The following is a 26,144-nucleotide window of genomic DNA, read 5'->3' as shown; positions in this document are numbered from 1 at the left end:
GACCATCCTCACGCCGCTAGTTCGCCAGAGGCGGGGCTACTACCAGAGCTGCGACCCTGTGTCCACTCTGTCAGCGCACACGGGCGTAGTGACGCGCAGGCGCGTCTGGTCTAGGAATGACACATGACCGATGCCGCTTCTGACACCCGATTCCGCAAGTCTACCACACGCGAAGCCCTGCTGCAGCCCATGCTGGCGCATGCGGCCTTCGACGGCTGGACGGCCGACAGTTTCCGCGCCGCCTGCGCCGATGCCGGGATCGATGAGGGCCAGGCCCGCCTGGCCTGCCCGCGCGGCGAGCTGGACATGCTGGTGCACTGGTCACGGCGCCTGGACGACGCCGTGCTGGACGCGGTGAAGGCGGCAAACCTCGCCGAAATGAAGATCCGCGAGCGCGTGCGCTTCGGCGTCACGGCGCGCCTGGAAGCGCTCTCGGGGCATGAAGAAGCCGCCCGCCGCGCCCGCGCCCGCCTGATGCTGCCGGATGCCGCTGCAGACGGCCCGCAATTGCTGTGGGCCACGGCAGACACGATCTGGCGCGCCATCGGCGACACCTCGACCGACGTCAATTTCTACTCCAAGCGGACGATTCTCTCCGGCGTCTTCGGCACGACCCTGGTCGCCTGGCTGAATGAGAGCGATGCCGCAAAGCCCGACGCCCGCGCCTTTCTCGACCGCCGCATCCAGAATGTGATGGATTTCGAGAAGACCAAGGCGCAGCTGACGAAGATGACTGCCGACCTGCCCGACCTCGCCGGCCTGCTCGGCAAGCTGCGCTACGGCCCGGGACCGCGGGTCTAGCGAATTAGCTAACCCTCCCAGCGCGGCGAGCTGAACCAGGCCTGTTCGGCGGCCACCTGGACGAGCTCTCTCTCCGGCCAGCGCAGGGCCGTCAGATGGCCGCCGAAGACACAGCCCGTATCCACACAGACAACATTATTGCGCTCGCGCACGTCCGGCTCGGCGACGTGACCGTGCACCACGGTCGCGTCACCCGAATAGTTCCGGGCCCAGTCGCGGCGGACGGGCAAACCGTGTTCGTCGCGTTCGCCGGTCACTTCGCCGAACATGGCGAAGGCCCGCACGCGGGTCGTGTCCTCGCCATGCATGTCGGCGTGAACGCCTGCATGGGCGACCACCAGATCGCCGCCATCAAGCAGGAGATGGTGCGGCAAACCGTCGATGAAATCGGCGGCCCGGCGGCGGAACGCCTCGCTCTCGCGCTCGAACTGCGCGATCGTTGCCTCCAGCCCGTGGCTGACCTTCACATCGCGCCCGGCGAGCCAGCGGCGGAACTTGTCGTCATGATTCCCGACCACGCAATGGCCCCGCCCCTCCTCGACCAGATGCATGGCCAGACGGATCACGTCCGGCGTGCGCGGCCCGCGATCAACCAGATCGCCCAGCAGGACGGGCTTGCGGCCCTCGGGATGGTGGATGCGATAATCGCGCGCGCCGGACGCACCCTCATAGCTCACATTGTAGCCGAGCCGATGCAGCAATTGCTCCAGCTCTCCGGCACAGCCGTGCACATCGCCGATCAGGTCGAACGGGCCGGTATCGTCGATGAAACGATCCGGCGGAGTGGGCGAAACGCGCATGTCCATGTCCCCAATATGGGGTGTTGCGTCCACAGGGCGAACCCCTAAAGCGGGGAGAGGCGGTTCACATGGCCCATCTTGCGGCCGGCACGCACGGCACGCTTGCCATAAAGATGCAGGCAGGCCTGGGGATCGGCCGCCAGCGCCGCCCAGTCGTTCGCATCCTCGCCGATCAGATTCGTCATCACACAGGCCGAATGCGGCGACGGATCGCCCAGCGGCCAGCCGGCCACGGCGCGCATATGCTGTTCGAACTGGCCGCAACCGCAGGCGTCCATGGTCCAATGGCCGGTATTGTGGACACGCGGCGCGATCTCGTTGACCACCAGCCCGTCTGGGCCCAGGTCGAACAGCTCGACCGCAAAGACACCGACATGCTGCAGCCCGCCGCCGATGGCGCGGGCAATCTCCAGCGCACGGGCCTGGGTCGCCGCGTCGATACCGGTCGCGGGGGCGTGGGTCTGTTTGAGAATGCCGTCGCCATGGACGTTTTCGCCCAGCGGCCAGGCCTTCACCATGCCGTCGACCGAGCGCGCCGCCACCACGGAAAGCTCGCGCGTGAAGGCGGCGGCGCCTTCCAGGATAGCCGGCTTCTCGCCGATCGCCTGCCAGGCTTTCGCGGCATCGCCGGGCTCGCGGATCCAGGCCTGGCCCTTCCCGTCATAGCCGAACCGCCGGGTCTTCAGCACAGCCGGCAGGCCGATCTGCGCAATGGCCGCTTCAAGGCTCTCAAGACCGTCAACGGCGGCGAAGGGCACGGTGGCCACGCCGGCCTGGTTGATGAAGGTTTTCTCGACCAGCCGGTCCTGGGTCAGCTCAAGCGAACGGGCTCCCGGGCGCAGATGCGCGACGCGCGACGCGATCTCGACCGTCGCGACGGGCACGTTCTCGAATTCGTAGGTGACCGCGTCGCAGCGCTCGGCGAAGGCCTGGACGGCGCCTTCATCATCCCAGGGCGCGCAGAAGGAGCGGGCCGCAACGCGTGAAGCCGGACAGTCCGGTTCCGGCTCATAGACGTGGACATCAAAGCCCAGCGCAGCGCCGGCCGTGGCCAGCATGCGGCCGAGCTGTCCGCCGCCAAGAATGCCGATCACCGAACCGGGCGAGAGCGGGGCTGTCGTCATGGAAGATCAGTCCTCGACCGTCACCGGTACACTGTCGGTCTGGGCCTGGCGCCAGTGCGCCAGCCGGCCGGCGACCCCGTCATCGGACAGGGACAGAATGGACGCGGCGAGAAGCCCGGCATTGGTGGCGCCGGCCTCGCCGATCGCCAGCGTGCCGACCGGCACGCCGGCCGGCATCTGGACGATGGACAGAAGGCTGTCCTGGCCGTTCAGCGCCTTGGACTTCACCGGCACGCCCAGCACCGGAAGGGTCGTCATGGAGGCGATCATGCCCGGCAGGTGAGCGGCACCGCCGGCACCGGCGATGATCACCTTGATACCGCGATCGCGCGCTGTCTTGGCGAACTCGACCAGCCGCTCCGGCGTGCGATGCGCCGAGACGACCTGCGCCTCGTAGTTCACGCCGAGATCGCGCAAAAGGCCGGCCGCCTTCTTCATGGTCGGCCAGTCGGAACGCGAGCCCATGACGATGGCAACATCGGCAAGACTGGCAGTGGCAGCCATATCGGGTGAGGACGGCGAAAGATCGCTCATGATGCTTCCTGAACGAAGAAAAGGAAGCGCGGGACCTTAACCTCAGCGCGAGGAAGGTCAAGGCGCCTTTCGGTACAGGGCTATTCTTTCGGCGCTTGAGGGTTTCTTAACCACACTTGTTCACGTTTTGGGGTGATTGGAATCGGAGTGGATCGGCGCATGCGCATCGGCCCCTTGAACACGACCGGCAATGTCTCCCGCAGCGGGCGGACGGACCCGGCCCGGAAAAGCGACGCGACAGGCTCTGCTGCGGCGCCGCGGGATTCCGCCTCTATCATGGGCGTGCCCGAGAGCGAACTGACACCGAACGTCCAGCGCGCCCTGCTGTCGCTGATGGGCGAGGTTGATCAGCTGCGCAAGGAAACCGAGCGTCTGCGCGGCCGCGTGCGCGAACTGGAATCGCTGGCCGATCACGACGTCTTGCTGCCGGTGCTGAACCGCCGCGCCTTCCTGCGCGAGGTCTCCAAGGCCCTGGCGCTGGCGGAACGTCACGAAGCGCCGTCCTCGCTGGTCTATATGGACCTGAACGGCTTCAAGGAAATCAATGACACCCACGGTCACGCTGCCGGCGACGCTGCGCTGCATCACGTTGCGGGCCTGCTGGCCACCCATGTGCGCGAGACTGATGCGGTCGGCCGTCTGGGCGGAGATGAATTCGGCCTCGTGCTGACCCTGACCGGCCACGAAGGCGCCCAGGCGAAAGCCCAGGAACTCGTCGATATCATCGAAACGACGCCCTTTGTGCACAAGGGCCACGAGCTGAGTGTGGGTGCGGCCTGGGGCAGCCATCCGCTGCAGGCCGGTCACAAGGCCGAAGAGGCGATGGCCCAGGCCGACGCTGCCATGTATGCGCGCAAGCAGGCCCAGAAAGCCGAAGCCCGCCGCCGTCAGGCCTGAGGCAAGAAGCCCGGCCCGGCTCAGGCGATGATATCGGGTGTGATCTGGTCCTCAAGCCGGGTGATCTCGTCCTTCAGCCTGAGTTTTTCCTTCTTGAGACGAGCGACCTTGAGCTGGTCGACGACACCGTTGTCGGACAGCATATCGACCTCTGTGTTCAGCGCATCATGCTGCTCGCGCAACGCGGTGAGCTGTTCGAGAAGGGCCTGTTGCTCCTGGGAATCTCCGTCCATTCCTGAGCCGTCTCTTTCCGGTTGTCGAACAGAAGCCGCCGGCTCGCCGGCGCCGCCTCGCGGGCGTCGGGCCGGTGTGGCGCGACGAAACAGGGATATTAGCGGCTTTCGACCGGCAGATAAATCCGCAAAGGGCGCTGCGGGCGCGAAGACGCATTCAGCGCCGCCCGCCCTCCAGATCCTCGCCCCAGCGGCGGGTTGAGTCCCAGTCCAGCCCGAACAGGTCGAGGGCCCGGCCGACCGACTGGTCGACCAGATCGTCAATGGTTTCCGGCTTGGCATAGAAGGCCGGCAAGGGCGGACAGATCACCGCTCCCATCTCGGTGAGAGTCTCCATCGTGCGGATATGGCCCAGATGGAAAGGTGTCTCGCGCACCATCAGCACCAGACGCCGCCGCTCCTTGAGCACGACATCGGCAGCCCGTGTGAGCAGGCTGGATGTCACACCGGTGGCGATCTCGGACATGGTGCGCACCGAGCATGGCGCGATCAGCATGCCGCGTGTCTGGAAGGAGCCGGACGCGATCGGCGCGCCGACATCGGGCATCTTGTAGACGTGATCCGCCCGCGCCCGGAAGTCGCGGATCGACAGATCCGTTTCATATCCGAGAGTCATTTCGGCGGCTTTCGAGGCCACCATATGGCTCTCGATCCCCATCGCGCGGAGCGCATCCAACGCCCTGATTCCATAGATAATTCCGGAGGCGCCAGAGACACCCACAATCATCCGGTCCGGCTTCACCATCCCCTAACCTCGAAACGTTTCGTGAATAGACATAATGCGTGGACGTGTTTCAATCGAGTGTTCCACTTCACAAAGAGGAGACATCTCCATGTCCATCGAAGCCCGCATTCGTGAGCTCGACGCCCGTCACACGCGTCTGGATTCTCAAATCGACGAATTGAACAAGCATTCGTCGGCGGACTCGCTGGAAGTCGCCCGGCTGAAGAAGGAGAAACTTTTGCTCAAGGAACAGATCCAATCCCTCCGAACGACCACGCATCAGTCTCTGGCCGGATAATCCGGACGAACTGATGCAAACCCGACTGACACGCGAAGCAGGGGGCGGCTTTCGAGCCGCCCTTTTTGCAGGTTACACTGCGTGTCCCGAAACGGAGACTATCATGCGTGCCTTTGCAGCCCTCCTGTCCCTCGCCCTGATCGCGGCCCCGGCCGCCCTGGCTCAAAAGGACGTGTCGCCCTGTCAGGCTGGCCGGCTCGCGCTGGATGCGGGCGAAAGCGCGCAAGCGATCGAGGATCTGGAGACCTGCCTGGCCAGCGAGGACCTGGAGCCGGATCGTGAGGTCAGTGTCTATGCCGGCCTGGGCGCCGCGTTTCTTGCTGAACAGCGCTACGAGGATGCACTGAACGCCTATAATTTCGCGTTCGCGATTGCAGAAACCCAGCGCGCTGAAGTGATCGAACCGACGCTGTGGCGCAATCGCGGCATCGCCCGGACCGAACTTGGCCAGCTCGACGAGGCGCTGTCCGATCTGCGGCGCGCAGCCGCTGAGATGCCAAACGATGTGATGACCCGGCTGACGCTGGGCATCATCTACCAGGACATGGATCGGGCCGCCGATGCCGTGGTCGCCTATGATCACGTCGTCCGGCTGGAACCGTCATGGACCGGCGCATGGATCAACCGGTCGAGCGCCCTGCTGGACGCCGGCATGACCGGCGCCGCCGTCGACGATGCACGCCGGGCCGTCGAACTGGAGCCGGACAGCGGCACCACGCTGAACATGCTGTGCTGGACCCTGATCCAGGACGGCCGCGCCCGCACGGCACTGCCCCTGTGTGAACAGGCTGTAGCGCTGGAACCCGAATCCGGCGCGATCGTGCACTCCCACGCCTCGGCGCTGGAGGCACTCGGCCGGATGGACGAAGCCCTGCCGCTCTACCGCCGGGCCTGGCAGCTGGCGCCGGACGATCCGGAAATCACCCAAGACTATCAGCGCACGCACAATCCCTGACCGTCCCGCCACCCCGGTATCCGGGCAGGCGCCATTGCAACGCGCCGCAGCTCGTGCAAGGTCAGCGATCCCGCTTGGGCGCAACACGCCCGTTTGGAACAAGAGGATCACATCATGGGTGACCGCGTCGCCATCGTAACCGGTGGAGCCAACGGCATCGGCAAGGCCTGTGCGCGCCGTCTGAGCGAGGATGGCTGCCAGGTCGTCATTGCCGATATCGACCAGCAGGCCGGCGAAGCCCTGGCCGACGAGCTGGGCGCCGAGAAGGGCAAGGCCCTCTTCGTCTCCTGCGATGTGTCGGACCGGCTGTCGGTCAATAACCTCCTGTCAGAAACGCGGGCGACCTTCGACCGGCTGGACGTGCTGGTGAACAATGCCGGCATCGTCGCCAAGGGTGACATTCTCGATCTGTCGGATGGCGATTTCGACCGGGTTCTGGGCGTCAATCTCAAGGGCGCCTTCCTGGTCGCGCGCGAAGCGGCGCGTCAGATGGTCGATCAGATCGAGGAAGGCGGCGAACGCGTCGAGGATGCCCGCCGCCGCTATGCGATCATCAACATGTCCTCGGTCAACGGCGTCGTGGCCATTCCCGACCAGCTGGCCTATTGCGTCACCAAGGGCGCGATCGATCAGCTGACCAAATCCATGGCGCTGGCGCTCGCGAAACACGGTATCCGCGTCAACGCGATCGGCCCGGGTAGTATCAATACCGATGTGCTCAAATCCGTGAACGACAATCCCGAAGCCATGGCCAAGATCATGTCGCGCACGCCGCTGCAGCGGATCGGCGATCCCGACGAAGTTGCCTCTGTGGCATCCTTCCTCGCTTCGCGCGATGCCAGCTATGTCACCGGCACCACGCTCTATGTCGATGGCGGGCGGCTGGCGATGAACTACACGGTGAGCTGATACAGCAAGGCCGGCCCCGACGGGACCGGCCCTTTTCCTGTCATCCTGATGATGATCAGTCCTGCTTGGAACCGCCGAACAGGGTTTCCAGATCGACATCGTCCGGATTGAACTCGTCGCTCGGCTTTTCCAGCTCTTCCTGGGCCTTGAGCGTATCGCTGAGCATTTCCGGATTTTCTTCTTCCAGCTTGCGGCGGCGGGCCGAGGCCTTCTTGACCTGATCGTCGAGATCGATCTGGGTGCACAGGCCCAGCGAGACCGGATCCGTCGGCTTGATATTGGCCGAGTTCCAGTGCGTGCGCTCGCGTACAGCCTGGATCGTGGTCTTGGTCGTACCGATCAGCTTGGAAATCTGGGCGTCGGACAGTTCCGGGTGGTTGCGCACCAGCCAGGCAATCGCGTCCGGACGGTTCTGGCGGCGCGACAGCGGCGTATAGCGCGGACCGCGGCGCTTGGCCGGCGTGTGCAGGTCGGCGTATTTCGGCTTCACCACCGTCATGCGGTAGTCGCTGTTGTTTTCCGCCTTCTCGATTTCTTCCCGGGTCAGCTGCCCGTTGGAGATCGGGTCGGCGCCGCGCACACCCACGGCCACGTCGCCATCGGCAATGCCTTTGACTTCCAGCGGGTGCAGGCCGCAGAAACCGGCAATCTGCTCGAAGGTGAGCGAGGTGTTGTCGACGAGCCAGACCGCCGTGGCTTTCGGCATCAGGATCTCGGTCATGGATTCAATCTCCCTGGGAGAAACAAAAAAGCCCGACGCGGCGGCCGGGCTTGGGCTTCCGACGCTCCAGTTCGGGATAGCCCGTACACGAAGCGATTTGGTGGTTTTATACCGCAATCGGGCGCCGCTGCAAAGCGGTTGCCCCGGCCAATTGTCAGCAAGTCAGCAGGATCTTCCCCGCATGTTCGCCGCCATCCAGACGCGCATGGGCAGACCTCACATCGTCCAACGCAAAGCGGCTGTCGATCACCGGTGCCAGGCGGCCGGCCGCGATCCACGGCCACACTGTCTCTCGCACCGCACGCGCCAGCCGCGCCTTCTCGGCGTCGGGCCGGGCCCGCAGGGTCGAGCCCGTCAGCACGATCCGCTTGAGCATGACCCGCATCAGATCGACCTCGACCCGGCTGCCTTTCAGGAATGCGATCGAGACAATGCGGACACCGACATTGGCGCAATTGATGTTCTTCTGGACATAATCCCCGCCCACCATGTCGAGAACAACGTCCGCCCCCCCGGCATCCTTCACGACCGCCTCGAAGCCGGCGGCGCGATAGTTGATGGCGATATCGGCGCCCAGGCGCTCGCACAGCGCCACCTTGTGTGCCGTCCCGGCCGTCGCGATCACGCGTGCACCATGGGCCTTGGCCATCTGGATCGCCGTCGTGCCGATCCCGCTCGTCCCGCCATGAACCAGCAGTGTCTCGTCCGGTGACAATGCCCCGATCTCGAACACATTCGTCCACACGGTCAGAACGGTCTCCGGCAATCCTGCAGCATCGGCGAGATCGATCCCCGGCGGTGCCGGCAGGACGGAGCCAGCCGGCGCGATGACATAGTCGGAATAACCGCCCCCCGCGACCAGCGCACAGACGGGATCGCCAACCGCAAACCCGTCGACGCCCGCGCCAAGCGCTGCGACATGACCGGCGACTTCCAGACCCAGCCCCTCAGGCGCGCCGCCCGGTGCGGGATAGAAGCCGAGGCGCTCGATCTGGTCCGGCCGGTTGACGCCGCAGGCGCGGTTGCGGATCAGCACCTGACCGGGTCCTGGCGGCGTCACAGGGCGCGTCACCACGTCCAGCACGTCCGGGCCGCCGGGTTCGCGGGCGATCACGATACGGGTGGTTTCAGCGGACGGCGTGGGCTGGGTCATGGGACTTTTTCCGGCTTCGCGCTATGTTGTGTCATCGCAGTGTGGAGGCTCCCATGTTTCACGATGACGATATGCCCGCAAGCGCCCGGGCGAAGAATGCCATCATCCCCGGCGAGGATCTCAGCGCCCTCTCTCTGGAAGATCTCGCCGAGCGCCGCGCCCTGCTCGAGGCCGAATTGCGTCGAATCGACACCATGACCGACAAGAAGCAGGCCGGTCGCAGCGCTGCGGACGCCGTGTTTAAGTTTTGATCAAGAGTTTCGGGCAGTCTGGCCCGAGCCTTGCTACGAATCGGGCCAGATGTTTGCGGACCGAAACTGGACACGTGATGACTGACAATACGCCGAACCTCTTTCCCGCCGGCGGCGCGCCGGCAGCCCGCGCCCAGGACTTCGCCAATTCGGAGATGTTCCAGAAACTCTTCCGGGAAGGCATGGACCTGGTCGAGGAAACGGCGTCCTATCTGGACGGGCCGGGGCGCGACGACTCCAAGTCGCTCGACCGCGCCGGCGCCCTGTCCTACGCCACCGAGAGCATGAAGCTGACCACGCGCCTGATGCAGGCCGCCTCCTGGCTGCTGGCCCAGCGCGCCGTGTCCGAGGGCGAAATGTCGGCCCACGACGCCACGGACGGCAAGTACCGGCTGTCCCGCGACCGTCCCGCCGACGGGCTTTGGCCAGAGGGTGAAATAGCACCGGCGGTCCTGATGGATCTCGTGCGCCGCTCGCGCTCGCTTTATGACCGGCTCAAGCGGATCGACGACAATCTTTATGTCGACGGGCCAATGGAGATCGACACCAATCCGGTCGCCGACCAGATCGCCATGCTGCGCGGGGCCTTTGGCGAGCGCTGATGCATCTGCATCCCTGAGAACGGGCAAAGAAAAAGGCGCGCTCCCTGCGGAGCGCGCCTTTTCTCTTGGCGTCTTGAAAGGACAGCTTACACGAAGCCCTTGAACTTGTCCTTGAAGCGCGAAACACGGCCGCCGCGGTCCAACAGCTGCTGATTGCCGCCGGTCCAGGCCGGGTGAGACGTCGGATCGATGTCCAGGGTGAGCACGTCGCCTTCCTTGCCCCAGGTCGACTTCGTCTGGAACTCGCTACCGTCCGTCATCTTCACAGTGATGACGTGGTACTCGGGATGGATATCCTTTTTCATCGGTCCGGCTTTCTTTTGATCCGCCGCGCCACCCGATTACGTTGCCGGGCACGCAGCTCATATAAACTCAGGAGCGCGGGTCTATACAGGAAGCCCAGCGCCAGAGCAACCACCGCCATGTGTTGCGGGAACAAGGTCTCCGGGCTTGCCTGGCTAACCGATTGACGTGATCCTCCCGCCCTATCGGTACGAGAGGAGAAGCGCTTGAAAAATCTGACCTGCGGCCTCGCCCTGCTGGTCGTCGTGGCCGCCCCCGCCACAGCCCAGGGCACCACCGCCGGCAGCGACAGCAACAGCGCAACGCCCATCCATTCCGGCACATCCCACGCGATAACCTCTTCCGTCCTCGGCGAAACACGAACGGTGAATGTCTGGCTGCCACCGCATCACGACACCGCGGAAACGCCCTACACCGTGCTCTACCTGATTGATGGCGGGGTGGAGCAGGACTTCCCGCACATCGCCGGCCTCGCCCAGCTCGGCGTGATCTCCTGGCAGTATGAGCCGCTGATCGTGGTCGGCATCGAGACCACTGAACGTATCCACGAGCTGACGCCCGCACCCGCAGACGCGCGCTACCAGAGCCAGTTCGACACCTCGGGCGGGGCGGATGCCTTCCGGGCCTATATTGCGCGGGACGTCATCCCCTTCATCGAGGCGACCTATCGCGTCGGCGAGCGCCGGGCCGTGATCGGTGAAAGCCTGGCTGGTCTGTTCATCGTCGACACCCTGCTCGAACAGCCTGACCTGTTCGACGACTATATCTCGGTGTCGCCCAGCCTGTGGTGGGACGATCAGGCCGTGGCCGAACGGGCCGTCGAACACCTTGCCGCCGCCGATCATTCGGACACGCGTGTCTATCTCACGATGGGCGATGAGGGCGGCACGATGCAGGCCGGGCTGGATACGCTGCTTGCGGCCCTCGATGCGGTCGAAGGCGCGCCGGAGTACCGCTATGTCGACCGCCGCGAAACCGAGACACATTCAACGATCTATCACGGCGCCGCGCTCGATGCCCTGCGCTGGCTCTATCCTTACCCGCCTTACGATTATGGCGAAGTCCCCTGGTATCTGATCGAGGGCGGCCAGCCCGATGTCGGGAACGAGTAGCGACCGGGCCGCATCCGCATTGATATACACACTCCTCGTGCGTATGCTCTTCGGATCAACGAGAGCAGTGCGCGATGAAGTATGAGCAACCCGCACCCCGCAAACGCGTCAATCTGACGGTTCGCGAAGACATCATGGCGGAAGCGCGCGCGCTGGGCCTGAACACCTCCCGCGCGGCGGAGGCCGGCATCGAGGCGGCGGTTCGCGAGGAGAAGGGCCGCCGCTGGCGCGAGGAAAACCGCGAGGCGATCGAGGCGCACAATCGCCGCATCGAGCGGGAAGGCACATTGCTTCCGACCCCGTGGTGGGCCCAGCCGAAGGATGAATAGGTGGCGCGGTTCGATCTCTACCGGGTCAACACATGGCACGTTCCGCTATTGGTCGACGTCCAGGCCGACATTCTCGAGAATTTCGCGAGCCGTGTGGTTATCCCGTTGCGCGCGGCCGGACCCGATGAGGAACCTTCCCTGCCACGATTGAAACCAATCCTCGCAATCGATGGCGAGCGCCATGTCCTCGTGACCACCGATATCGGTGCCCAACCCCTCCACTGGCTCGGCGAACCTGTCGGAAACATCCGGGAACACCGCGACACCATCACCGCTGCGATGGACTTCCTGTTTCAGGGCTATTGATCCCGCATCACCTAACGCGAAGTCAGTTTCAGCTCGATGCGGCGGTTGCGGGCATTGGCCTCGGCCGAGCGGCCCTGCGCGATCGGATGGTTTTCGCCGAAGCCGGCGGCGACCAGCCGCTCGGACGGCACGCCGAGATCCTCGAACCATTGCACGACCGAGATCGCGCGCGCGGCCGAGAGATGCCAGTTCGACGGATAGGTCGTGCGAATCGGCACCGGATCGGTATGCCCGTCAATGCGGATCACCCATTCGATATCGCCCGGGATCTCGTCGGTCAGCTGGATGATGGCATCCGCGATGGGCCGCAGGCTCTCGCGTCCCTCGCTCGACAGTGCTGCCGAGCCGGAGGGGAAGAGGACATCGGTCTCGAACACGAACCGGTCGCCGACGATGCGCACGCCGGTGCGGTTGCCGAGGATTTCGCGCAGGCGGCCGAAGAAATCGGAGCGGTAGACGGCTAGTTCGGCCGCGCGTTCGGCAAGGGCGGCGTTGAGACGCTCACCCAGATTGATCACCTGCGCCTCGGCCTCCTCGGCGCGTTGTTCGGAGGCCTCCAGCGCGGCGTTGAGCGAAGCGATCTGGTCGCGCAGCACCTGCATCTGCTGGTTCAGCAAGGCGAGCGCACGGCGGCTCTCCTCCGACATCTCCTCTTCCGCCGCGAGATCGGACTGCAGGCTTTCCACCCGGCCCGTCGCCAGGGTCAGCGCGTCTTCCAGCGCGTCGCGCTCTTCGCGCAGGCCGGTGATGCGCACTTCCAGCGCCGCATTCTCGTCGCGGGCCAGATTGAGCTCATCGGCGAGTTGGGACAGACGGGCATTGAGATCGGCCAGCTGGTCGTCCCGGCTGGTCAGCGCGCGCGACAGCGCGAACTGGCCGGCCACAAAGATCGACAACAGGAAGACGATGACCAGCAGCAATGTCGCCAACGCATCGACGAAGCCGGGCCAGTGATCGCCGTTGTCGGCTTCCTGGAAACGCGCAAACCGGGGCGAAGCCATGGCTTATTCCCCTCCCCGCTCCCGCGATTGCAGGGCACGGATGAACACCCGCAGCTCGTCGCGCAGGGCCCGCACCCCCTCCTCGTTCGACGCACGGCTGTCCTCGGCAAAGCGCTGCAGTGTGGTATCGAGCTGGCGGGTGTGGCGCTCCAGCGTATGCGCGAGCCGGTCGAGGGTTTCGGCCGTCTGCTCCAGAAGGGCGCCGACATAGGCCGAGGAAACCTCGCCATCGCCCGCCGATGCCGGACCGGCGGCCGCCAGGCGCGAGATCGAGGACAGCCATTCCTCGATCTCGTTATAGAAACGGTTCTGGGCGCGGCTGGCCTGAAGATCGAGAAAACCGATGACCAGCGAGCCGGCCAGACCGAACAGGGAGGAGGCGAAAGCCGTGCCCATGCCCTGGATCGGGTCTTCGATGGCCGACATCAGGCGCAGCACATCAGCTTCCGCACCCGTCGCACTTTCTGTCACCGCCCGCACGGCCTCGCCGACATCGGAGACAACCTGCAAGAGGCCCCAGAATGTGCCCAACAGGCCGAGAAAGATCAGCAGGCGGCCGAAATAGCGTGTGAAGGCGCCCGCTTCCGACATGCGAGCCCCGACGGAGTCGAGCACGGTGCGCACCGAGCCGGCCGACAGCGAGACGCGACCATCGGCCTGGCCGATCATCGAGGCCATCGGCGCGATGAGTGCGGGCGGCCGTGGCAAGCTGGACGGGTCTTCTGAGGAGCGGAAACGCACCAGCCAGCGAGCGGCCGGCCCGATCCCCAGCGCCTGGGCATAGGTGTAGAGAACACCGATGACGAGCACGGCAAGGATCAGTCCGTTAATCGCCGGGTTAGCCATGAATGCCGCTTGCAGCGGCTCGATCAGGAACAGCGAAATCGCTGCAACCGCCGCCGTGAACAGCGCCATCCAGACGATGTACCGCCAGGGTCCGGTAAAGCGCACCGCCGGTGCGGAATGCGTGCGATCGTTCCGGTCGAGAACAGGCATACCTTCCCCTCGTGTCAGCTCCAGCCCTTCCTTACCCCGGATTGGGACATTTTGGAGGCGAGGTCAAAGCCTGCCTGCCGCCGGGGGCGCGGGCGTCCTGCAGCACCTTATTCCAGATCGGAATTAATGGAATTCCAAAAGGCGAATTAAATCCGGATGAGAGAGAACATAATTGTCGATCGTCGCGCGGCAGACCCGCCGCCGGACCTGGAAAGCCGATGGAGTCTTCCGATGACCGATACCTCGCCCCGCCACATCCTCCGCGTCGACGCCAGCATGCGCCGGGAGGGCTCGCACAGCCGCGGCCTCGCTGATCGTGTGATCGACCGCCTCACCGCGCAGCGCCCGGGTACGCGCGTCACGGTGCGCGACCTTGCAGACGGTTCGATGCGCCTGGTCGACGAGACCTGGATCGGCGCGAACTTCACCGAGCCCGCCCAGCGCAGCGACGACCAGAAGGCCGCCCTGGCCTTCTCCGACCGGCTGGTCTCGGAATTGCGCGCTGCCGACACGATCGTCATCACCGTGCCGATCTACAACTTCACCATTCCGGCCTCGCTGAAGGCCTGGATCGATCTGGTCGCCCGGGCCCGGGAAACCTTCCGCTATACCGAAGCCGGCCCGGAAGGCCTGCTGACCGGCAAGCGCGCCATCCTGGTCTATGTCTCCGGCGGCGTTGCAGCCGGCAGCGAGGCCGACTTCGCCACGGACTACATGAAGCATGTGCTGAATTTCATCGGCATCACAGATGTCGCGATCATCGATGCCGGACAGCTGATGTTTGCCGAAGCCGAGAAGCTCGAAGCGGCGCATGCACGGATCGAGACGCTGGCGGCCTGAAGCGTGATCAGGTGAAGTGGACACCGGATCACCGGTTCGATCACGCGACCACTCAGGAGTCTGGAGCAGAACCGTTTCCGCAGGAGACAATTCTGCCCTAGGCCGACGCCGCCTTCAGGCGCGCGGTGAGTTCGGCGAGCATGTCCTCGTTGCCGGCGGCGATATTGCCGGTGCGCAGGATGTCCTCGCCGCCATCGGCTTCGGCCACGAAACCGCCGGCCTCTTTCACCAGCACGATACCGGCTGCGATATCCCAGGACTTCAGATTGCGTTCCCAGAAACCGTCATAGCGGCCGGCCGCGACCCAGGCGAGGTCGAGCGCCGCGGAGCCCATGCGGCGGATCCCCGCCGTGTGGGGCATGATCTGGTGCAATTCCTTGAGGAAGCGGGCATGGCCGGTCTTGCCCATGAAGGGCATGCCGGTGGCGATCACGGCCTCGTCGAAATGCTTGCGGCTGGCGACGCGCAGACGGCGGTCCGCCAGCCAGGCGCCACGGCCCTTCTCGGCGTGGAACATCTCGTCGGTGGCGGGATTGTAGACGACGCCGGCGACCAGCTCGCCGTCGCGCTCCAGCGCGATGGAGACGGCGAAGTGCGGCATGCCGTGCAGGAAGTTCAGCGTCCCGTCCAGCGGATCGACGATCCAGCGGTGGGAGCGGTCAGTGCCCTCGACCACGCCGCGCTCTTCCATCAGGAAACCGTAACCCGGACGCGCCTGGGTCAGACGGTCATAGATGATGTCCTCGGCCTTCCTGTCCGCAATGGAGACGAAGTCGGCCGGCCCCTTGCGGGACACCTGCAGGTGCTCGACATCACGAAAATCGCGATTCAGCGAGCGCCCGGCGCGGGCGGCCACTTCGGTCATCACGGTCAGGAGGGGAGAGAGGGCACCCATGCCGAATCAGTCCGCGCGACGGACGTAGGAACCGTCCTCGGTGGCCACAATGATCTTCTCACCCATGCCGACGAAGGGCGGCACGGAAGAGCGCACGCCGTTGGACAGGATGGCAGGCTTGTAGGAGTTGGCCGCCGTCTGGCCCTTCACGACCGGCTCGGTTTCGGCCACTTCCAGCGTGACGTGCTGGGGCAGGGAAATGCCGATCGGGCGATCTTCGTGGAATTCCACAACGACGGTCATGCCTTCCTGCAGGTAGGCCGCGCGGTCCTCTCCGACGAAATCCTTCTGCAGCTCGATCTGCTCATAGCTCTCGGAATCCATGAAGGTGAGCATGTCGCCGGTATCAAACAGGAAGGTGTGATCCTTCTGTTCCAGACGCACGCGCTCGACCTTGTCGGCGGCGCGGAAGCGTTCGTTCAGCTTGCGGCCGTCGAGCAGATTCTTCAGCTCGACCTGGGCGAAAGCGCCGCCCTTGCCCGGTTTCACGTGGTCGGTCTTCACCGCAACCCAAAGCGTGTCCTGGTGCATCAGGACGTTGCCGGGCCGGATTTCATTGCCGTTGATCTTCATGCCGTCACCTTGGGGCAATAAGCGGAACAGCGGCCGGATAGCCGCAAGGTGGCGCTCTCCTATCAGCGAGGACAGGGAACGGCAAGCGCGGCGCCGCAATCGGCTCAGTCGCCCGCGCCGACCTCGCGGACACGCGCCTGGACTTCCAGCGGCAGCGCGCGTTCGAGTGCCGCCTGCAAACGGTCGCGGTCGCGATTGTGGACCGGTGCGCCCAGCGCATCGGCGCCGGCCGCGACGACCCAGCGATAGGCCGCCTCGAGATCCTGCTCGACACCATCGCCCTGGGCCAGCACAAAGGCGTAGAGGAACTGGCTTTCCGCATCGCCGCCGCGCGCGCCCTGGCCGAACCAGTGAGCCGCCAGCGCGGCATCGGCCTCGCCACCACGGCCCTGGTAGAGCATGAGGCCATACTGGCCCTGGGCCGGCGGATAATTGCTTTCTGCGGCAATGCGCAGCCAGCGCCTCGCCTCGGCATCGTCCTGCTCGCCACCCTCGCCATCGGCCCACATCATGCCGGCCTGGAAAGCGCCTTCGGCCAGATTGGCGTCGGCTGCCCGCTCATACCAGATACGCGCGCCCTCGGCGTCACGCGCGCCGCCATCGCCGGCATCGAGCATCTGGGCCAGCTGATACATGCCCTCGGCCGATCCCTGCTGCGCCGCCCGTTCCGCCCAGCGCCGGGCTGACTGGCCGTCCTGCGGCACCGAAGAGGCCTTCAGGGCCAGCGCGTAGGCGACCATGGCATCGATATGCCCGGCCCGTGCCGCGCGTTCGAACCAGCGTCGCTGATCGCCCAGATCGAGACTGTCATCGCCCAGCCGGGCCAGCAGGCCGAGCTGGAAGAGCGCAACGGGGTGATCCTGTTCGGCCGCCCGGCGGAACCAGCCTGCAGCCGCAGCCATGTCGGCCTCACCGCCGCGTCCGTCGCGAGCCATCAGGCCTGCCAGCGCTGCGGCGTCGGTGATGCCGGAAACGGCGGCCGTTTCCGCATAGCGGCGAGCCAGGTACCAGTCCTCGCTGACAAAGGCCATCTGCGCCCGGTACCAAGCTTCCTGGGCAGGGGTCATGCCGGTGGGGACCTCGGCGGTCTCGGCATCGAAATCGCCGGCCTGCGCCTCGCGCTGCACATCTTCGGGCAGCAGGATCAGCTCGTCGGGAAATGCCGCTGCCGGCTCCTCCTGCGCGTGAGCGGCGGAGAGGACGGCAAGGCAGGCGGCGGTCAGGACGGATCGGATCATGGCGTCTCTTTCAGCGCGACGCAGGGGTGCCGGTCAAGTGACATAGCGGTCACATGCGGCCCTCACAGCGGCCCGCTCAGCGGCACACTTCGTTGAACGCCTTCACCGCGGCAGCGGGTCCGTCGGGATGGTTCCAGACACCGCCGGACACGGCGAGGAAATCGGCCCCAGCATCGACCAGCGGCGCGGCATTGCCGACCGTGATCCCGCCGATCGCGACACAGGGCAATTCGAACAATTCGGTCCACCAGGTCAGGATGCCCGGCTCGGCCTGCGTCGGCGCGTCCTTGGTGGCGGTCGGGTAGAAAGCGCCGAAGGCGACATAGTCCGCCCCGGCCTCACCGGCGACCATCGCCAGGTGGCGGCTGTCATGACAGGTCACGCCGACCGTGCGGTCCTTGCCCATGATCGCGCGCGCGGCTTTCACCGTCCCGTCCTGCTGGCCGATATGAACACCGTCACAGCCCAGCGCGTCGGCCAGTTCCGGATCGTCATTGAGGATCACGGCGACATCGCGGGCATGGGCGGTCTCGATCAGGGCCGGCGCCAGGGCGCGGACCTCGTCACGGGAATGATCCTTCAGGCGGATCTGCAGCGCCGCCACCTCACCGCCACCCAGGGCTTCGGCCAGGCGGGCAACGAATGTTTCGTCGATACGGGGCGGGGTGATCAGGTAGAGCGCGGTCGTCATGCCGGCTCTTCTGGCAGCTCGCCCTGCAGCCGACAACCGTTTTCAGCGCCCGCCATTGCGCGCGGGGGAAAACGCCGCCCGAACTACGTTCAGCTTCCCTTCATCTGCATTATGTGAGAAGCACGCGTACGGGATGGCCGTGAGCCTCCCGATCTTTTTTTTCGCAGGGGGAATTCATGTCCATCAAAACCGTTTTCGCCGCCACGATCGCCGCTGCCGCGGTCGCCGGTGTTGCTGCCGCCCAGGACTGGTCGCAAAGCCCGACCTTCGGCCAGACCACGTTGACGGCCGGTTTCGCGCCGGATCCGTACACGGTTTCCATCACCGCCGGCGGCTCGATCGACGCCGGTTCTTCGCTCGGTGGCGCCTGCCGCGGCATGATCGCCAACGCACCGGACTACCGCCTGCACTACAATGCCGGCAGCCTGCCGCTCTACATCGGTGCCCGCTCGAGCTCGGACACGACGATCGTGGTCAACGCACCGGACGGCTCCTGGTACTGCAATGACGACAGCAACGGCCTGAACCCGATGGTGTCCTGGTCGAACCCGCCGTCTGGTCAGTACGACATCTGGATCGGCACCTATGGTTCCGGCAGCGGCATGGCTTCCGCCACGCTGACCATCTCCGAGCTGGGCCGCTAGGCCCTCCGGCGATATCCGAAACGAGAACGGGGCCCCGCGGGGCCCCGTTTTTTATTGCGCAGATGTCGAAGGTCCGGCGGTTCATGCCGTTTCCTTCTCCAGTGCCGCGTCCCATTCGCCGAGCGAGGCGAGGCCGTTCATGCGGGCGCGGTGGTTGAAGGCGGCCTGACCGGCATCGAGATTTTCCGCCTTGCCGGCCCAGGCCTTCAGCGGCGCGGCCTGCAGGGCGCGGCCATAGGAGAAGGTCAGCGGCCAGGGCAGGTCATAGCTGGCATTCATGGCATTGAGGTGGGCCGTGGCCTCCTCGTCGCTCTGCCCGCCCGACAGGAAGGCGATGCCCGGAACAGCGGCCGGCACGCAATTGGCCAGGCACTGCACGGTCATGTCGGCGACTTCCTCGATGCCCGCACGGTCATCCGCCGTGGTGCCGGAGATCACCATGTTCGGCTTGAGGATCGTGCCTTCCAGCACAACGCCCTGGTCGAACAGTTCGCGGTAAAGGGTTTTCAGCGCGAATTCGGTGACTTCATAGCAGCGCTCGATCGAGTGGTTGCCATCCATGATAACTTCAGGCTCGACGATCGGAACGATATTGGCTTCCTGGCACAGCGCCGCATAGCGGGCCAGGGCGTGCATGTTCACATTGATGCAGTACTGGCTGGGCACGCTGTCTTCGCCATTCTGGCCGATATTGATCACGGCGCGCCATTTCGCGAAGCGGGCGCCGAGCTCGTAATAGTCGCCCAGGCGGTCGCGCAGGCCGTCCAGGCCCTCGGTCACGGTCTCGCCCTCAGCGCCGGCCAGCGCCTTGGCACCGGTATCGACCTTGATGCCCGGGATCGCGCCGGCATTGCGGATCAGCTGGACCAGCGTGGTACCGTCCTTGGCGCTCTGGCGGATGGTCTCGTCGTACAGGATGACGCCGGAGACGTGCTCATTCATCGCCATTTCGGTGCGGAACAGCATTTCGCGCCAGTCCCGGCGATTGTCCGGCGTGTTGTCCAGACCGATCGAGGCAAAACGCTTGCCGATCGTGCCCGTCGACTCGTCCGCCGCGAGAATGCCCTTGCCCGGCGCCACCATGGCACAGGCGGTTTCGTTGAGTTGATCGAGATCCATCGCGTCTACCCCAGCTTTAAATACCGATTGGCGGACCGCCGCGGTCCGCCCGTTTTACCCTCGGGCCCTTTTAGTACGCCGGACCCGGCTTGCCCACCGCCGCCCGGCTCAGGCCGCGACGCCGGCCTCGTCCTTGAGCACGCTCACGCCCGGAAGGACCTTGCCTTCCATCCACTCCAGGAAGGCGCCGCCTGCCGTGGAGATGAAGGAGAAATCATTCGACACACCGGCCTGGTTCAGCGCCGCCACCGTGTCGCCGCCACCGGCGACGGCGACGAGGCCGCGTTCCTTGACCGCCGTTGCCGCCTGCTGTGCCGCCGCCACGGTCGCGGTCTCGAAGGGCGGCGTCTCGAACGCACCCAGCGGACCGTTCCAGATCAGCGTCTTTGCCTCTTCCATCGCCATGGCGAGCGCCACGACAGTGGCCGGGCCGCAATCGAGGATCATCTCGTCGTCGGCGACGTCATTGACCGGCGCCAGGCGGGTTTCCGGGTTCGGCTTGAACTCCGTCGCCACGACGACGTCGGAGGGCAGCATGATGCGGCAGCCGGATTCCTCGGCCGTGGCAAGAATGGCGCGGGCCGTATCGACCAGATCCTTCTCGCACAGGCTGACGCCGACACCGACACCCTGGGCATGCAGCAGCGTGTTGGCCATGCCGCCGCCGACAAAAAGGATGTCGACCTTCTTCACCAGGTTCTTCAGGAGATCCAGCTTGGTCGAGACCTTGGCCCCGCCCACCAGGGCGATAACCGGACGTTCCGGCGCTTCCAGCGCGGCGACCAGATGGTCGATCTCGCGCTGCATAGCGAGGCCCGCATAGGCCGGCAGCAGGTGTGCGACACCTTCCGTCGAGGCATGCGCACGGTGGGCGGCGGAAAAGGCGTCGTTGACGTAGATATCGCCGAGATCGGCAAGATCCTTGGCAAACGCCGGATCATTGGCTTCCTCGCCGGCATGGAAGCGCGTGTTTTCCAGCAGGAGAACATCGCCCGGCTGCATGTCGGCCACGGCCGACAGGGCCTCGTCGCCGGTGGTCTCGGTGCAGAAATCCACCGCCGCGCCCAGAAGATCGGCCAGCGGCTGGGCCACCGGTTCCAGCGACATCTCCGCCACGCGCTGCCCCTTCGGCCGGCCGAAATGCGCCAGCAGGATCACTTTCGCGCCGGCACCGGTGAGATGCTCGATGGTCGGGATGGCCGAGACCAGACGCGTGGCGTCGGTCACCTGCCCGTCCTTCATCGGCACGTTGAAGTCGACACGCACGAGGACGCGCTTGCCGGCGACCTCCGCGTCCTGGATCCGGCGGATCTGCGTCATGATCAAAAGCCCCGAGCGCGATCTAGAGGTATTTGCCCATGGCGACAGCAGTGTCGATCATGCGGCAGGCGAAACCCCACTCATTGTCGTACCAGGTCATGACGCGCGCGAGGCGTTCGTCGACCACATTGATCTTGTCGATCGCGACGATGGAGGAGCGGCTGTCGTGATTGTAGTCGATGGAGACGAGCGGGATGCTGTCATAACCCAGCACACCCTTCATCGGACCGTCGGCCGCCGCCTTGACGGCCTCGGCCAGTTCTTCCGCGGTCGTGGCACGGCCGGGCGTGAAGACCAGGTCGATCAGCGACACATTCGGGGTCGGCACGCGCACCGAAGCGCCGTCGAGCTTGCCGGCGAGTTCCGGCAGCACCAGACCGACAGCCTTGGCGGCACCGGTCGTGGTCGGGATCATGGACATGGCGGCCGCACGGGCGCGGTGCAGGTCCTTGTGATTGCGGTCCAGCGTCGGCTGGTCGCCGGTATAGGCGTGGATCGTCGTCATGTGACCGCGCTCGATGCCGACGGCATCGTTGAGCACCTTGGCGACCGGCGCCAGGCCGTTCGTGGTGCAGGACGCGTTGGAGACGACGAGATCGTCGGCCGACAGCTGGTCGTGGTTCACGCCGTAGACGATCGTCTTGTCGGCATTCTTGGCCGGGGCCGAGCACAGCACCTTCTTGGCGCCGGAGCTCTCGATGTGCGCCATCGAGGCTTCTTTCGAATTGAACTTGCCGGTGCATTCCAGGACGATATCGATGCCCAGATCCTTCCAGGGCAATTGCCCCGGATCGCGGTTCGAGACTTTCTGGATCTTGCCAAAGCCGGCATCGATCCAGTCGTCGCCGACCTTGATCTCGCCGGGATAGCGGCCGTGCACGCTGTCATACTTCAGGAGGTGCGCATTGGTTTCCGGCGTCGAGCTGTCATTGATCGCCACAACCTCGATCTCGCCCCAGCGCTTCTCTTCCAGGACGGCACGCAGTGCCAGGCGGCCGATACGGCCAAAGCCGGTAATCGCAACGCGAAGAGCCATGCTCACAATTCTCCATGCAGCACGCCGGAAGGCAGATTCCCGGCCAGAATTTGGCGCGGATTTAGCGGCCTTTCGCGCCTGCGTCCACCGATGCAGTGCGGCAAATGGGTCCGGACGGGAAATTTTTCCTTCCGCCGGCGGAGCAATCACAATTGCCGGACACCGTCCGGCCCGCAAAAGCGCCTTCCGCAAACCCCCGGAAACCCGAAATAATTTTTCGTGATAGCGCTATCGTTTGCAGGGCTGAGCCCCTGCCGGGCGCTCCCATGGCCCGTCCGCAGTGCGCAGCAGCTCCCGCAGGCGAGGACTTGAAATGCCGCCGCCCCCCTGCGAGAACCCTTTTCAACAGTTGATCAACACGTCAAGGGCAGGCGCGTAACACATGAAAGTAATCGTTCTGGGCGGAGACGGCTTCTGCGGATGGCCGACGGCGCTTCACCTCTCCAATCTCGGTCACGATGTCGTCATCGTGGACAATCTGTCCCGGCGCATGATCGACGTCGAGCTTGAGGTCGACAGCCTGACGCCGATCCGTCCGATGTCGGAACGCCTCGCAGCCTGGAAGGACGTCTCCGGCCGCGAAATCCGGTTCGTGAACATGAATGTCGGCAAGGACTACCAGGAGCTGGTGGACCTGATCGAGGCGGAAGCGCCCGACACGATCATCCATTTTGCCGAACAGCGCGCCGCGCCGTACTCGATGAAGTCGGCCCGCCACAAGCGCTATACCGTCGACAATAATCTCAACGCCACCAATGACGTGCTGGCCGCGATCGTCGACAGTGGCCGCGACATCCATCTCGTCCACCTCGGCACGATGGGCGTCTATGGCTATGGCACGGCCGGGATGAAGATCCCCGAGGGCTATCTCAAGGTGAAGGTGGAAACGGAGCACGGCCTGCAGGACCAGGAAATCCTGTATCCGGCCAATCCGGGCTCGATCTATCACATGACCAAGACCCAGGATCAGCTCTTCTTCCATTTCTACAACAAGAACGACAAGGTGAAGATCACCGATCTCCACCAGGGCATCGTCTGGGGCACCCAGACCGAAGAGACCAAGCGCGACGAGCGCCTGATCAACCGGTTCGACTATGACGGCGATTACGGCACGGTGCTGAACCGCTTCCTGATGCAGGCCGCCGTGGGCTATCCGATGACCGTGCACGGCACGGGCGGCCAGACCCGCGCCTTCATCCACATCCAGGACACCGTGCGCTGTGTTCAGCTGGCGGTCGAAAACCCGCCGCAGCACGGTGAAAAAGTGCGCATCATGAACCAGATGACCGAGACGCACCGCGTGCGCGATCTGGCGAAGATGATCGCCGATCTCGCCGGCGCAGAGATGCAGCTGGTGCCGAACCCGCGCAACGAGGCCGACGAGAACGAGCTGCATGTCGAGAACGATACCTTCCTGCAGATGGGCCTGAAGCCCACCACGCTGGCCGACGGCCTGATGGAAGAAGTCACCGATATCGCCCGCAAATATGCCGAGCGCTGCGACAGGACGAAAATCCCCTGCATCTCCTACTGGGGCAAGGGCCGCGAGGAAGCCGCCGAAGGCGTCAAGTCCGCTGCGGAGACCGCTGCGGAATAGGCCGTCCGGCCACCGGAACGAAGAAGGGCGCCCGAAGCGGCGCCCTTTTTTGTGCCCGTCAGCGCGGCAGCAGCCATTTCAGTGCATCGGACTCGGTTTCGAAGACCGCGAAGGCGTGATGCGCATCCTTCAGGGGCAGGTGTTCCCAGACCTGGATAATGGGCGAATTCCAGCGCTCGGGGATAACCCAGGCCTCGCGCACGCCCGGGCCACGCTCTTCCCGGGTCGCATCCATATAGGGCATGGCGACACGCAGATACTGCTCCACCGTCAGCGCGCTCAGATCAGCGCTGCGGGCCAGATCGGTCAGGATACGGCGCGAACCGGGCCATTCGGGTTGGGAGATGATTTCCCGGTCCGACCGGAGGATTTCCTCCATGTCGACCCGCCCCTCAAAACGGATGCGGAACGACATGATTTCCGGATCAAACCGGAAGGCATAACTCATGGAAACCCCCGTCCCCGACCGCTTCTAGACGCGAACCACTGACACCAGCCGCTCAAGGAAGATACAATATTGATAGACTTGGTCGATGACCTCATGGAAGACATGACCGACTTCGCCCTCAAGTGCGCCGCGTGGCGACCATCACACCCTGAACCCGCCCCAACCTCTACCGTCATTCCGGCGAAAGCCGGAACCCAGTCGAACGGCCGGTCTGGGTCCTGACTTTCGTCAGGATGACGGTGCATATCTATTGATTAAACCTTGAAACGCCGAGCACATAACCTGCCGCGATCGAGATAGCTCCGCCGCAAAACGCGACAATAACAAAGGTCTCAAAACCCCGTATCATCAACGCCGAAACTGATACCAGCAATACGACCGCCAGTACGAAATAGTAGATTCCAATTTGGAACCGGCTTGCTTTTCGGTCTGCCCGCCTTGCCACCTACCCCTCCAGCACCCGCACAAGCTTTTCTATGAACACGCAGCACTCATCGAGTTGGTCGATGGATACAAATTCATCCGGCTGGTGGGCCTGCTCAATCGAGCCGGGGCCGCAGACGACGACGGAGAGGCCCGCAGCCTGGAACTGGCCGGCCTCGGTGCCGTAGGAGACGACGCGGGTGGAATTGTCGCCGGTGAGCTGGCGGGCCAGGCGTTCTGCCGCGCCATCTTCTTCCGGGGCAAAGGCCGGCACATCGGAGCGCACGGTGATTTCGACCCGCGCTTCGGGCGCACCCTCGCGCATTTTCGCTTCGACAGCAGCCGCCTTCTCCCGCAGACCCCGCTCGATCGCCCGCACATCATCCCAGGGCGCCGGGCGCATCAGCGAGGCGAATTCGGCTTCCAGCGCCAGGATGTTCAGCGCGGTTCCGCCGTGCATCTGGCCGATGGTCAGCGTGCCATGGGGCGGGTTGAACGGGCTGTCGGCCGGCGCGGCGGCCTCCATCTTCGCGGCTTCGTCGACCAGATACTGCATCAGCGGCACGGCGTGGGTGACGGCGCAGGCACCATCCCTGACCAGCGAGGAATGCGCCTCGCGGCCGCGCAGTTTCACGGTCAGGGAGAACAGGCCCTTGTGCGCGGTGACCACCTTCATGTCCGTCGGCTCGCCGACCACCACGATGGCCGGCTTTACCGGGCCCTCCATGATCCGGTCGATCAGGGCCGGCGCGCCGAGGCACCCCACCTCCTCGTCATAGGAAAGCGCGATATGCACCGGCTTTTTCAGCTCCGCCGCCGCAAAGGCCGGCGCCAGGGCGAGGATGCAGGCCGAAAACCCCTTCATGTCACAGGTGCCGCGCCCATAGAGCAGCCCCTCCTTTTCGGTCAGCGACCAGGGATCGGTCGACCAGGGCTGGCCGTCCACCGGCACGACATCGGTATGGCCGGACAGGATCACGCCGCCATCCACCGCCGGGCCGAAGCGTGCATGCAGATTGGCCTTCGTGCCGTCGGCATTGGGAATGCGCTCGCACACCGCCCCCAGCGCGGCCAGCTTGGCCTCGACATGGTCGATCAGCGGCAGGTTGGAATTGCGCGAGGTGGTGTCGAAGGCGACCAGATCGCGCAGTTCGGCGATGGCAGTGTCGAGACGGGAGGAGGCAGCGGCCATGAGAGCAATCCGATTTATATTGTCGCCAACGTGTTAGCCGGGTTTTTACGGCAAAGACAAATGCGAGTCCGCCCCGGGC

32 protein-coding genes are annotated in these 26,144 nt (G+C 64.9%); 13 read left to right on the top strand and 19 right to left on the bottom strand.

What is annotated here, in order from left to right:
- Window positions 1-123 precede the first annotated feature (123 nt).
- Window positions 124-801: a COQ9 family protein gene (locus ACXAJV_RS12575; RefSeq protein WP_475085740.1), complete on the top strand. Its 678-nt coding sequence runs from the start codon at window positions 124-126 to the stop codon at window positions 799-801.
- A gap of 8 nt (window positions 802-809) precedes the next feature.
- On the opposite strand, the gene prpE is transcribed toward ACXAJV_RS12575, so the two are convergent.
- The 3 genes from prpE to purE are packed head-to-tail and all read right to left on the bottom strand — an operon-like array spanning window position 810 to window position 3,259.
- Window positions 810-1,601: a bis(5'-nucleosyl)-tetraphosphatase PrpE gene (gene prpE / locus ACXAJV_RS12570; RefSeq protein WP_475085739.1), complete on the bottom strand. Its 792-nt coding sequence runs from the start codon at window positions 1,599-1,601 to the stop codon at window positions 810-812.
- Between the two features lie 44 nt (window positions 1,602-1,645).
- Entirely contained in the window at window positions 1,646-2,725 is a 1,080-nt protein-coding gene (locus ACXAJV_RS12565; protein ID WP_475085737.1) for a 5-(carboxyamino)imidazole ribonucleotide synthase, read from the bottom strand.
- A gap of 6 nt (window positions 2,726-2,731) precedes the next feature.
- Complete coding sequence (purE, locus tag ACXAJV_RS12560; RefSeq protein WP_348515992.1) at window positions 2,732-3,259, bottom strand: 5-(carboxyamino)imidazole ribonucleotide mutase; 528 nt, start codon at window positions 3,257-3,259, stop codon at window positions 2,732-2,734.
- Between the two features lie 276 nt (window positions 3,260-3,535).
- Between purE and ACXAJV_RS12555 the strand changes: the two genes are divergently transcribed.
- Window positions 3,536-4,156 carry a GGDEF domain-containing protein gene (locus ACXAJV_RS12555; protein ID WP_475085735.1) on the top strand — a complete coding sequence of 207 codons (621 nt, stop codon included), beginning with the start codon at window positions 3,536-3,538 and terminating at the stop codon, window positions 4,154-4,156.
- Window positions 4,157-4,176: 20 nt separating this feature from the next.
- On the opposite strand, the gene ACXAJV_RS12550 is transcribed toward ACXAJV_RS12555, so the two are convergent.
- Both ACXAJV_RS12550 and ACXAJV_RS12545 read right to left on the bottom strand, forming a co-directional pair.
- On the bottom strand, window positions 4,177-4,389 hold the full coding sequence (locus ACXAJV_RS12550; protein WP_475085734.1) for a YdcH family protein: 213 nt from the start codon (window positions 4,387-4,389) through the stop codon (window positions 4,177-4,179).
- 157 nt (window positions 4,390-4,546) lie between these two features.
- The gene (locus ACXAJV_RS12545) at window positions 4,547-5,134 is read right to left on the bottom strand and encodes a UbiX family flavin prenyltransferase (protein WP_475085733.1); all 588 of its coding nucleotides are present in this window, start codon (window positions 5,132-5,134) and stop codon (window positions 4,547-4,549) included.
- Window positions 5,135-5,222: 88 nt separating this feature from the next.
- Here ACXAJV_RS12545 and ACXAJV_RS12540 point away from each other — a divergent pair, with 88 nt between their 5' ends.
- The 3 genes from ACXAJV_RS12540 to ACXAJV_RS12530 all read left to right on the top strand — a co-directional run bounded on the left by ACXAJV_RS12540 (window position 5,223) and on the right by ACXAJV_RS12530 (window position 7,275).
- Window positions 5,223-5,411, top strand: a complete 189-nt coding sequence (locus ACXAJV_RS12540; RefSeq protein WP_475085732.1) for a DUF465 domain-containing protein — start codon at window positions 5,223-5,225, stop codon at window positions 5,409-5,411.
- 103 nt (window positions 5,412-5,514) lie between these two features.
- Entirely contained in the window at window positions 5,515-6,366 is an 852-nt protein-coding gene (locus tag ACXAJV_RS12535) for a tetratricopeptide repeat protein (RefSeq protein WP_475085730.1), read from the top strand.
- A 114-nt stretch (window positions 6,367-6,480) separates the two neighbouring features.
- Window positions 6,481-7,275: an SDR family NAD(P)-dependent oxidoreductase gene (locus ACXAJV_RS12530; protein WP_475085729.1), complete on the top strand. Its 795-nt coding sequence runs from the start codon at window positions 6,481-6,483 to the stop codon at window positions 7,273-7,275.
- A 55-nt stretch (window positions 7,276-7,330) separates the two neighbouring features.
- On the opposite strand, the gene ACXAJV_RS12525 is transcribed toward ACXAJV_RS12530, so the two are convergent.
- Together ACXAJV_RS12525 and ACXAJV_RS12520 are read right to left on the bottom strand one after the other, a co-directional pair.
- Window positions 7,331-7,996 carry a DUF1013 domain-containing protein gene (locus ACXAJV_RS12525; RefSeq protein WP_348508825.1) on the bottom strand — a complete coding sequence of 222 codons (666 nt, stop codon included), beginning with the start codon at window positions 7,994-7,996 and terminating at the stop codon, window positions 7,331-7,333.
- Between the two features lie 154 nt (window positions 7,997-8,150).
- Entirely contained in the window at window positions 8,151-9,149 is a 999-nt protein-coding gene (locus ACXAJV_RS12520; protein WP_475085728.1) for an NAD(P)H-quinone oxidoreductase, read from the bottom strand.
- Between the two features lie 53 nt (window positions 9,150-9,202).
- On the opposite strand from ACXAJV_RS12520, the gene ACXAJV_RS12515 reads away from it, so the two are divergent.
- Together ACXAJV_RS12515 and rcdA are read left to right on the top strand one after the other, a co-directional pair.
- Window positions 9,203-9,400 (top strand): DUF1192 domain-containing protein, encoded by a 198-nt coding sequence (locus ACXAJV_RS12515; RefSeq protein WP_291883908.1) that lies wholly within the window; start codon window positions 9,203-9,205, stop codon window positions 9,398-9,400.
- A 77-nt stretch (window positions 9,401-9,477) separates the two neighbouring features.
- Window positions 9,478-10,002 (top strand): protease adaptor protein RcdA, encoded by a 525-nt coding sequence (gene rcdA, locus ACXAJV_RS12510; protein WP_475085726.1) that lies wholly within the window; start codon window positions 9,478-9,480, stop codon window positions 10,000-10,002.
- 86 nt (window positions 10,003-10,088) lie between these two features.
- Here rcdA and rpmE read toward each other — a convergent pair whose 3' ends face one another.
- The gene (gene rpmE, locus ACXAJV_RS12505; protein ID WP_475085725.1) at window positions 10,089-10,307 is read right to left on the bottom strand and encodes a 50S ribosomal protein L31; all 219 of its coding nucleotides are present in this window, start codon (window positions 10,305-10,307) and stop codon (window positions 10,089-10,091) included.
- 204 nt (window positions 10,308-10,511) lie between these two features.
- Here rpmE and ACXAJV_RS12500 point away from each other — a divergent pair, with 204 nt between their 5' ends.
- The 3 genes from ACXAJV_RS12500 to ACXAJV_RS12490 all read left to right on the top strand — a co-directional run bounded on the left by ACXAJV_RS12500 (window position 10,512) and on the right by ACXAJV_RS12490 (window position 12,052).
- Window positions 10,512-11,417, top strand: a complete 906-nt coding sequence (locus ACXAJV_RS12500; protein WP_475085724.1) for an alpha/beta hydrolase — start codon at window positions 10,512-10,514, stop codon at window positions 11,415-11,417.
- Window positions 11,418-11,491: 74 nt separating this feature from the next.
- The gene (locus ACXAJV_RS12495) at window positions 11,492-11,746 is read left to right on the top strand and encodes a type II toxin-antitoxin system CcdA family antitoxin (RefSeq protein ID WP_475085722.1); all 255 of its coding nucleotides are present in this window, start codon (window positions 11,492-11,494) and stop codon (window positions 11,744-11,746) included.
- The gene (locus ACXAJV_RS12490; protein ID WP_475085721.1) at window positions 11,747-12,052 is read left to right on the top strand and encodes a CcdB family protein; all 306 of its coding nucleotides are present in this window, start codon (window positions 11,747-11,749) and stop codon (window positions 12,050-12,052) included.
- Window positions 12,053-12,063: 11 nt separating this feature from the next.
- Here ACXAJV_RS12490 and ACXAJV_RS12485 read toward each other — a convergent pair whose 3' ends face one another.
- Window positions 12,064-13,053, bottom strand: coding sequence for a peptidoglycan-binding protein (locus ACXAJV_RS12485; RefSeq protein ID WP_475085720.1), 990 nt, complete (start codon window positions 13,051-13,053; stop codon window positions 12,064-12,066).
- 3 nt (window positions 13,054-13,056) lie between these two features.
- The gene (locus tag ACXAJV_RS12480) at window positions 13,057-14,049 is read right to left on the bottom strand and encodes a hypothetical protein (protein ID WP_475085719.1); all 993 of its coding nucleotides are present in this window, start codon (window positions 14,047-14,049) and stop codon (window positions 13,057-13,059) included.
- A gap of 231 nt (window positions 14,050-14,280) precedes the next feature.
- Here ACXAJV_RS12480 and ACXAJV_RS12475 point away from each other — a divergent pair, with 231 nt between their 5' ends.
- On the top strand, window positions 14,281-14,889 hold the full coding sequence (locus ACXAJV_RS12475) for an FMN-dependent NADH-azoreductase (protein ID WP_475085718.1): 609 nt from the start codon (window positions 14,281-14,283) through the stop codon (window positions 14,887-14,889).
- Between the two features lie 97 nt (window positions 14,890-14,986).
- Here the strand turns inward: ACXAJV_RS12475 and ACXAJV_RS12470 are convergent, their stop codons facing one another.
- From ACXAJV_RS12470 to thiE, 4 genes are all read right to left on the bottom strand, one after another.
- On the bottom strand, window positions 14,987-15,784 hold the full coding sequence (locus ACXAJV_RS12470) for an inositol monophosphatase family protein (RefSeq protein ID WP_475085716.1): 798 nt from the start codon (window positions 15,782-15,784) through the stop codon (window positions 14,987-14,989).
- A gap of 6 nt (window positions 15,785-15,790) precedes the next feature.
- The gene (gene efp / locus ACXAJV_RS12465; protein ID WP_475085714.1) at window positions 15,791-16,357 is read right to left on the bottom strand and encodes an elongation factor P; all 567 of its coding nucleotides are present in this window, start codon (window positions 16,355-16,357) and stop codon (window positions 15,791-15,793) included.
- A gap of 104 nt (window positions 16,358-16,461) precedes the next feature.
- On the bottom strand, window positions 16,462-17,595 hold the full coding sequence (locus ACXAJV_RS12460; protein WP_475085713.1) for a tetratricopeptide repeat protein: 1,134 nt from the start codon (window positions 17,593-17,595) through the stop codon (window positions 16,462-16,464).
- Window positions 17,596-17,671: 76 nt separating this feature from the next.
- The gene (gene thiE, locus ACXAJV_RS12455) at window positions 17,672-18,286 is read right to left on the bottom strand and encodes a thiamine phosphate synthase (protein ID WP_475085712.1); all 615 of its coding nucleotides are present in this window, start codon (window positions 18,284-18,286) and stop codon (window positions 17,672-17,674) included.
- Window positions 18,287-18,462: 176 nt separating this feature from the next.
- On the opposite strand from thiE, the gene ACXAJV_RS12450 reads away from it, so the two are divergent.
- Complete coding sequence (locus tag ACXAJV_RS12450) at window positions 18,463-18,930, top strand: peptidase S1 (protein WP_475085711.1); 468 nt, start codon at window positions 18,463-18,465, stop codon at window positions 18,928-18,930.
- Between the two features lie 81 nt (window positions 18,931-19,011).
- On the opposite strand, the gene ACXAJV_RS12445 is transcribed toward ACXAJV_RS12450, so the two are convergent.
- The 3 genes from ACXAJV_RS12445 to gap all read right to left on the bottom strand — a co-directional run bounded on the left by ACXAJV_RS12445 (window position 19,012) and on the right by gap (window position 22,405).
- Window positions 19,012-20,049: a class I fructose-bisphosphate aldolase gene (locus ACXAJV_RS12445; RefSeq protein ID WP_475085709.1), complete on the bottom strand. Its 1,038-nt coding sequence runs from the start codon at window positions 20,047-20,049 to the stop codon at window positions 19,012-19,014.
- Between the two features lie 108 nt (window positions 20,050-20,157).
- Window positions 20,158-21,369 carry a phosphoglycerate kinase gene (locus tag ACXAJV_RS12440; RefSeq protein ID WP_475085707.1) on the bottom strand — a complete coding sequence of 404 codons (1,212 nt, stop codon included), beginning with the start codon at window positions 21,367-21,369 and terminating at the stop codon, window positions 20,158-20,160.
- Between the two features lie 22 nt (window positions 21,370-21,391).
- On the bottom strand, window positions 21,392-22,405 hold the full coding sequence (gene gap, locus ACXAJV_RS12435; RefSeq protein ID WP_348508808.1) for a type I glyceraldehyde-3-phosphate dehydrogenase: 1,014 nt from the start codon (window positions 22,403-22,405) through the stop codon (window positions 21,392-21,394).
- Between the two features lie 382 nt (window positions 22,406-22,787).
- Between gap and ACXAJV_RS12430 the strand changes: the two genes are divergently transcribed.
- A complete protein-coding gene (locus ACXAJV_RS12430) occupies window positions 22,788-24,002 on the top strand; it encodes an NAD-dependent epimerase/dehydratase family protein (protein ID WP_475085705.1) in 1,215 nt (404 codons plus the stop codon).
- A 58-nt stretch (window positions 24,003-24,060) separates the two neighbouring features.
- Here ACXAJV_RS12430 and ACXAJV_RS12425 read toward each other — a convergent pair whose 3' ends face one another.
- Window positions 24,061-24,450: a hypothetical protein gene (locus ACXAJV_RS12425; protein WP_475085704.1), complete on the bottom strand. Its 390-nt coding sequence runs from the start codon at window positions 24,448-24,450 to the stop codon at window positions 24,061-24,063.
- Window positions 24,451-24,895: 445 nt separating this feature from the next.
- Window positions 24,896-26,065: an acetylornithine deacetylase gene (gene argE, locus ACXAJV_RS12420; protein WP_475085703.1), complete on the bottom strand. Its 1,170-nt coding sequence runs from the start codon at window positions 26,063-26,065 to the stop codon at window positions 24,896-24,898.
- Window positions 26,066-26,144 lie beyond the last annotated feature (79 nt).

It is taken from the genome of Maricaulis sp. ABE4_448, assembly GCF_056160825.1.
The sequence above is the reverse complement of the archived record's forward strand: the minus strand, read 5'-3'. Positions and strand labels throughout refer to the sequence as shown.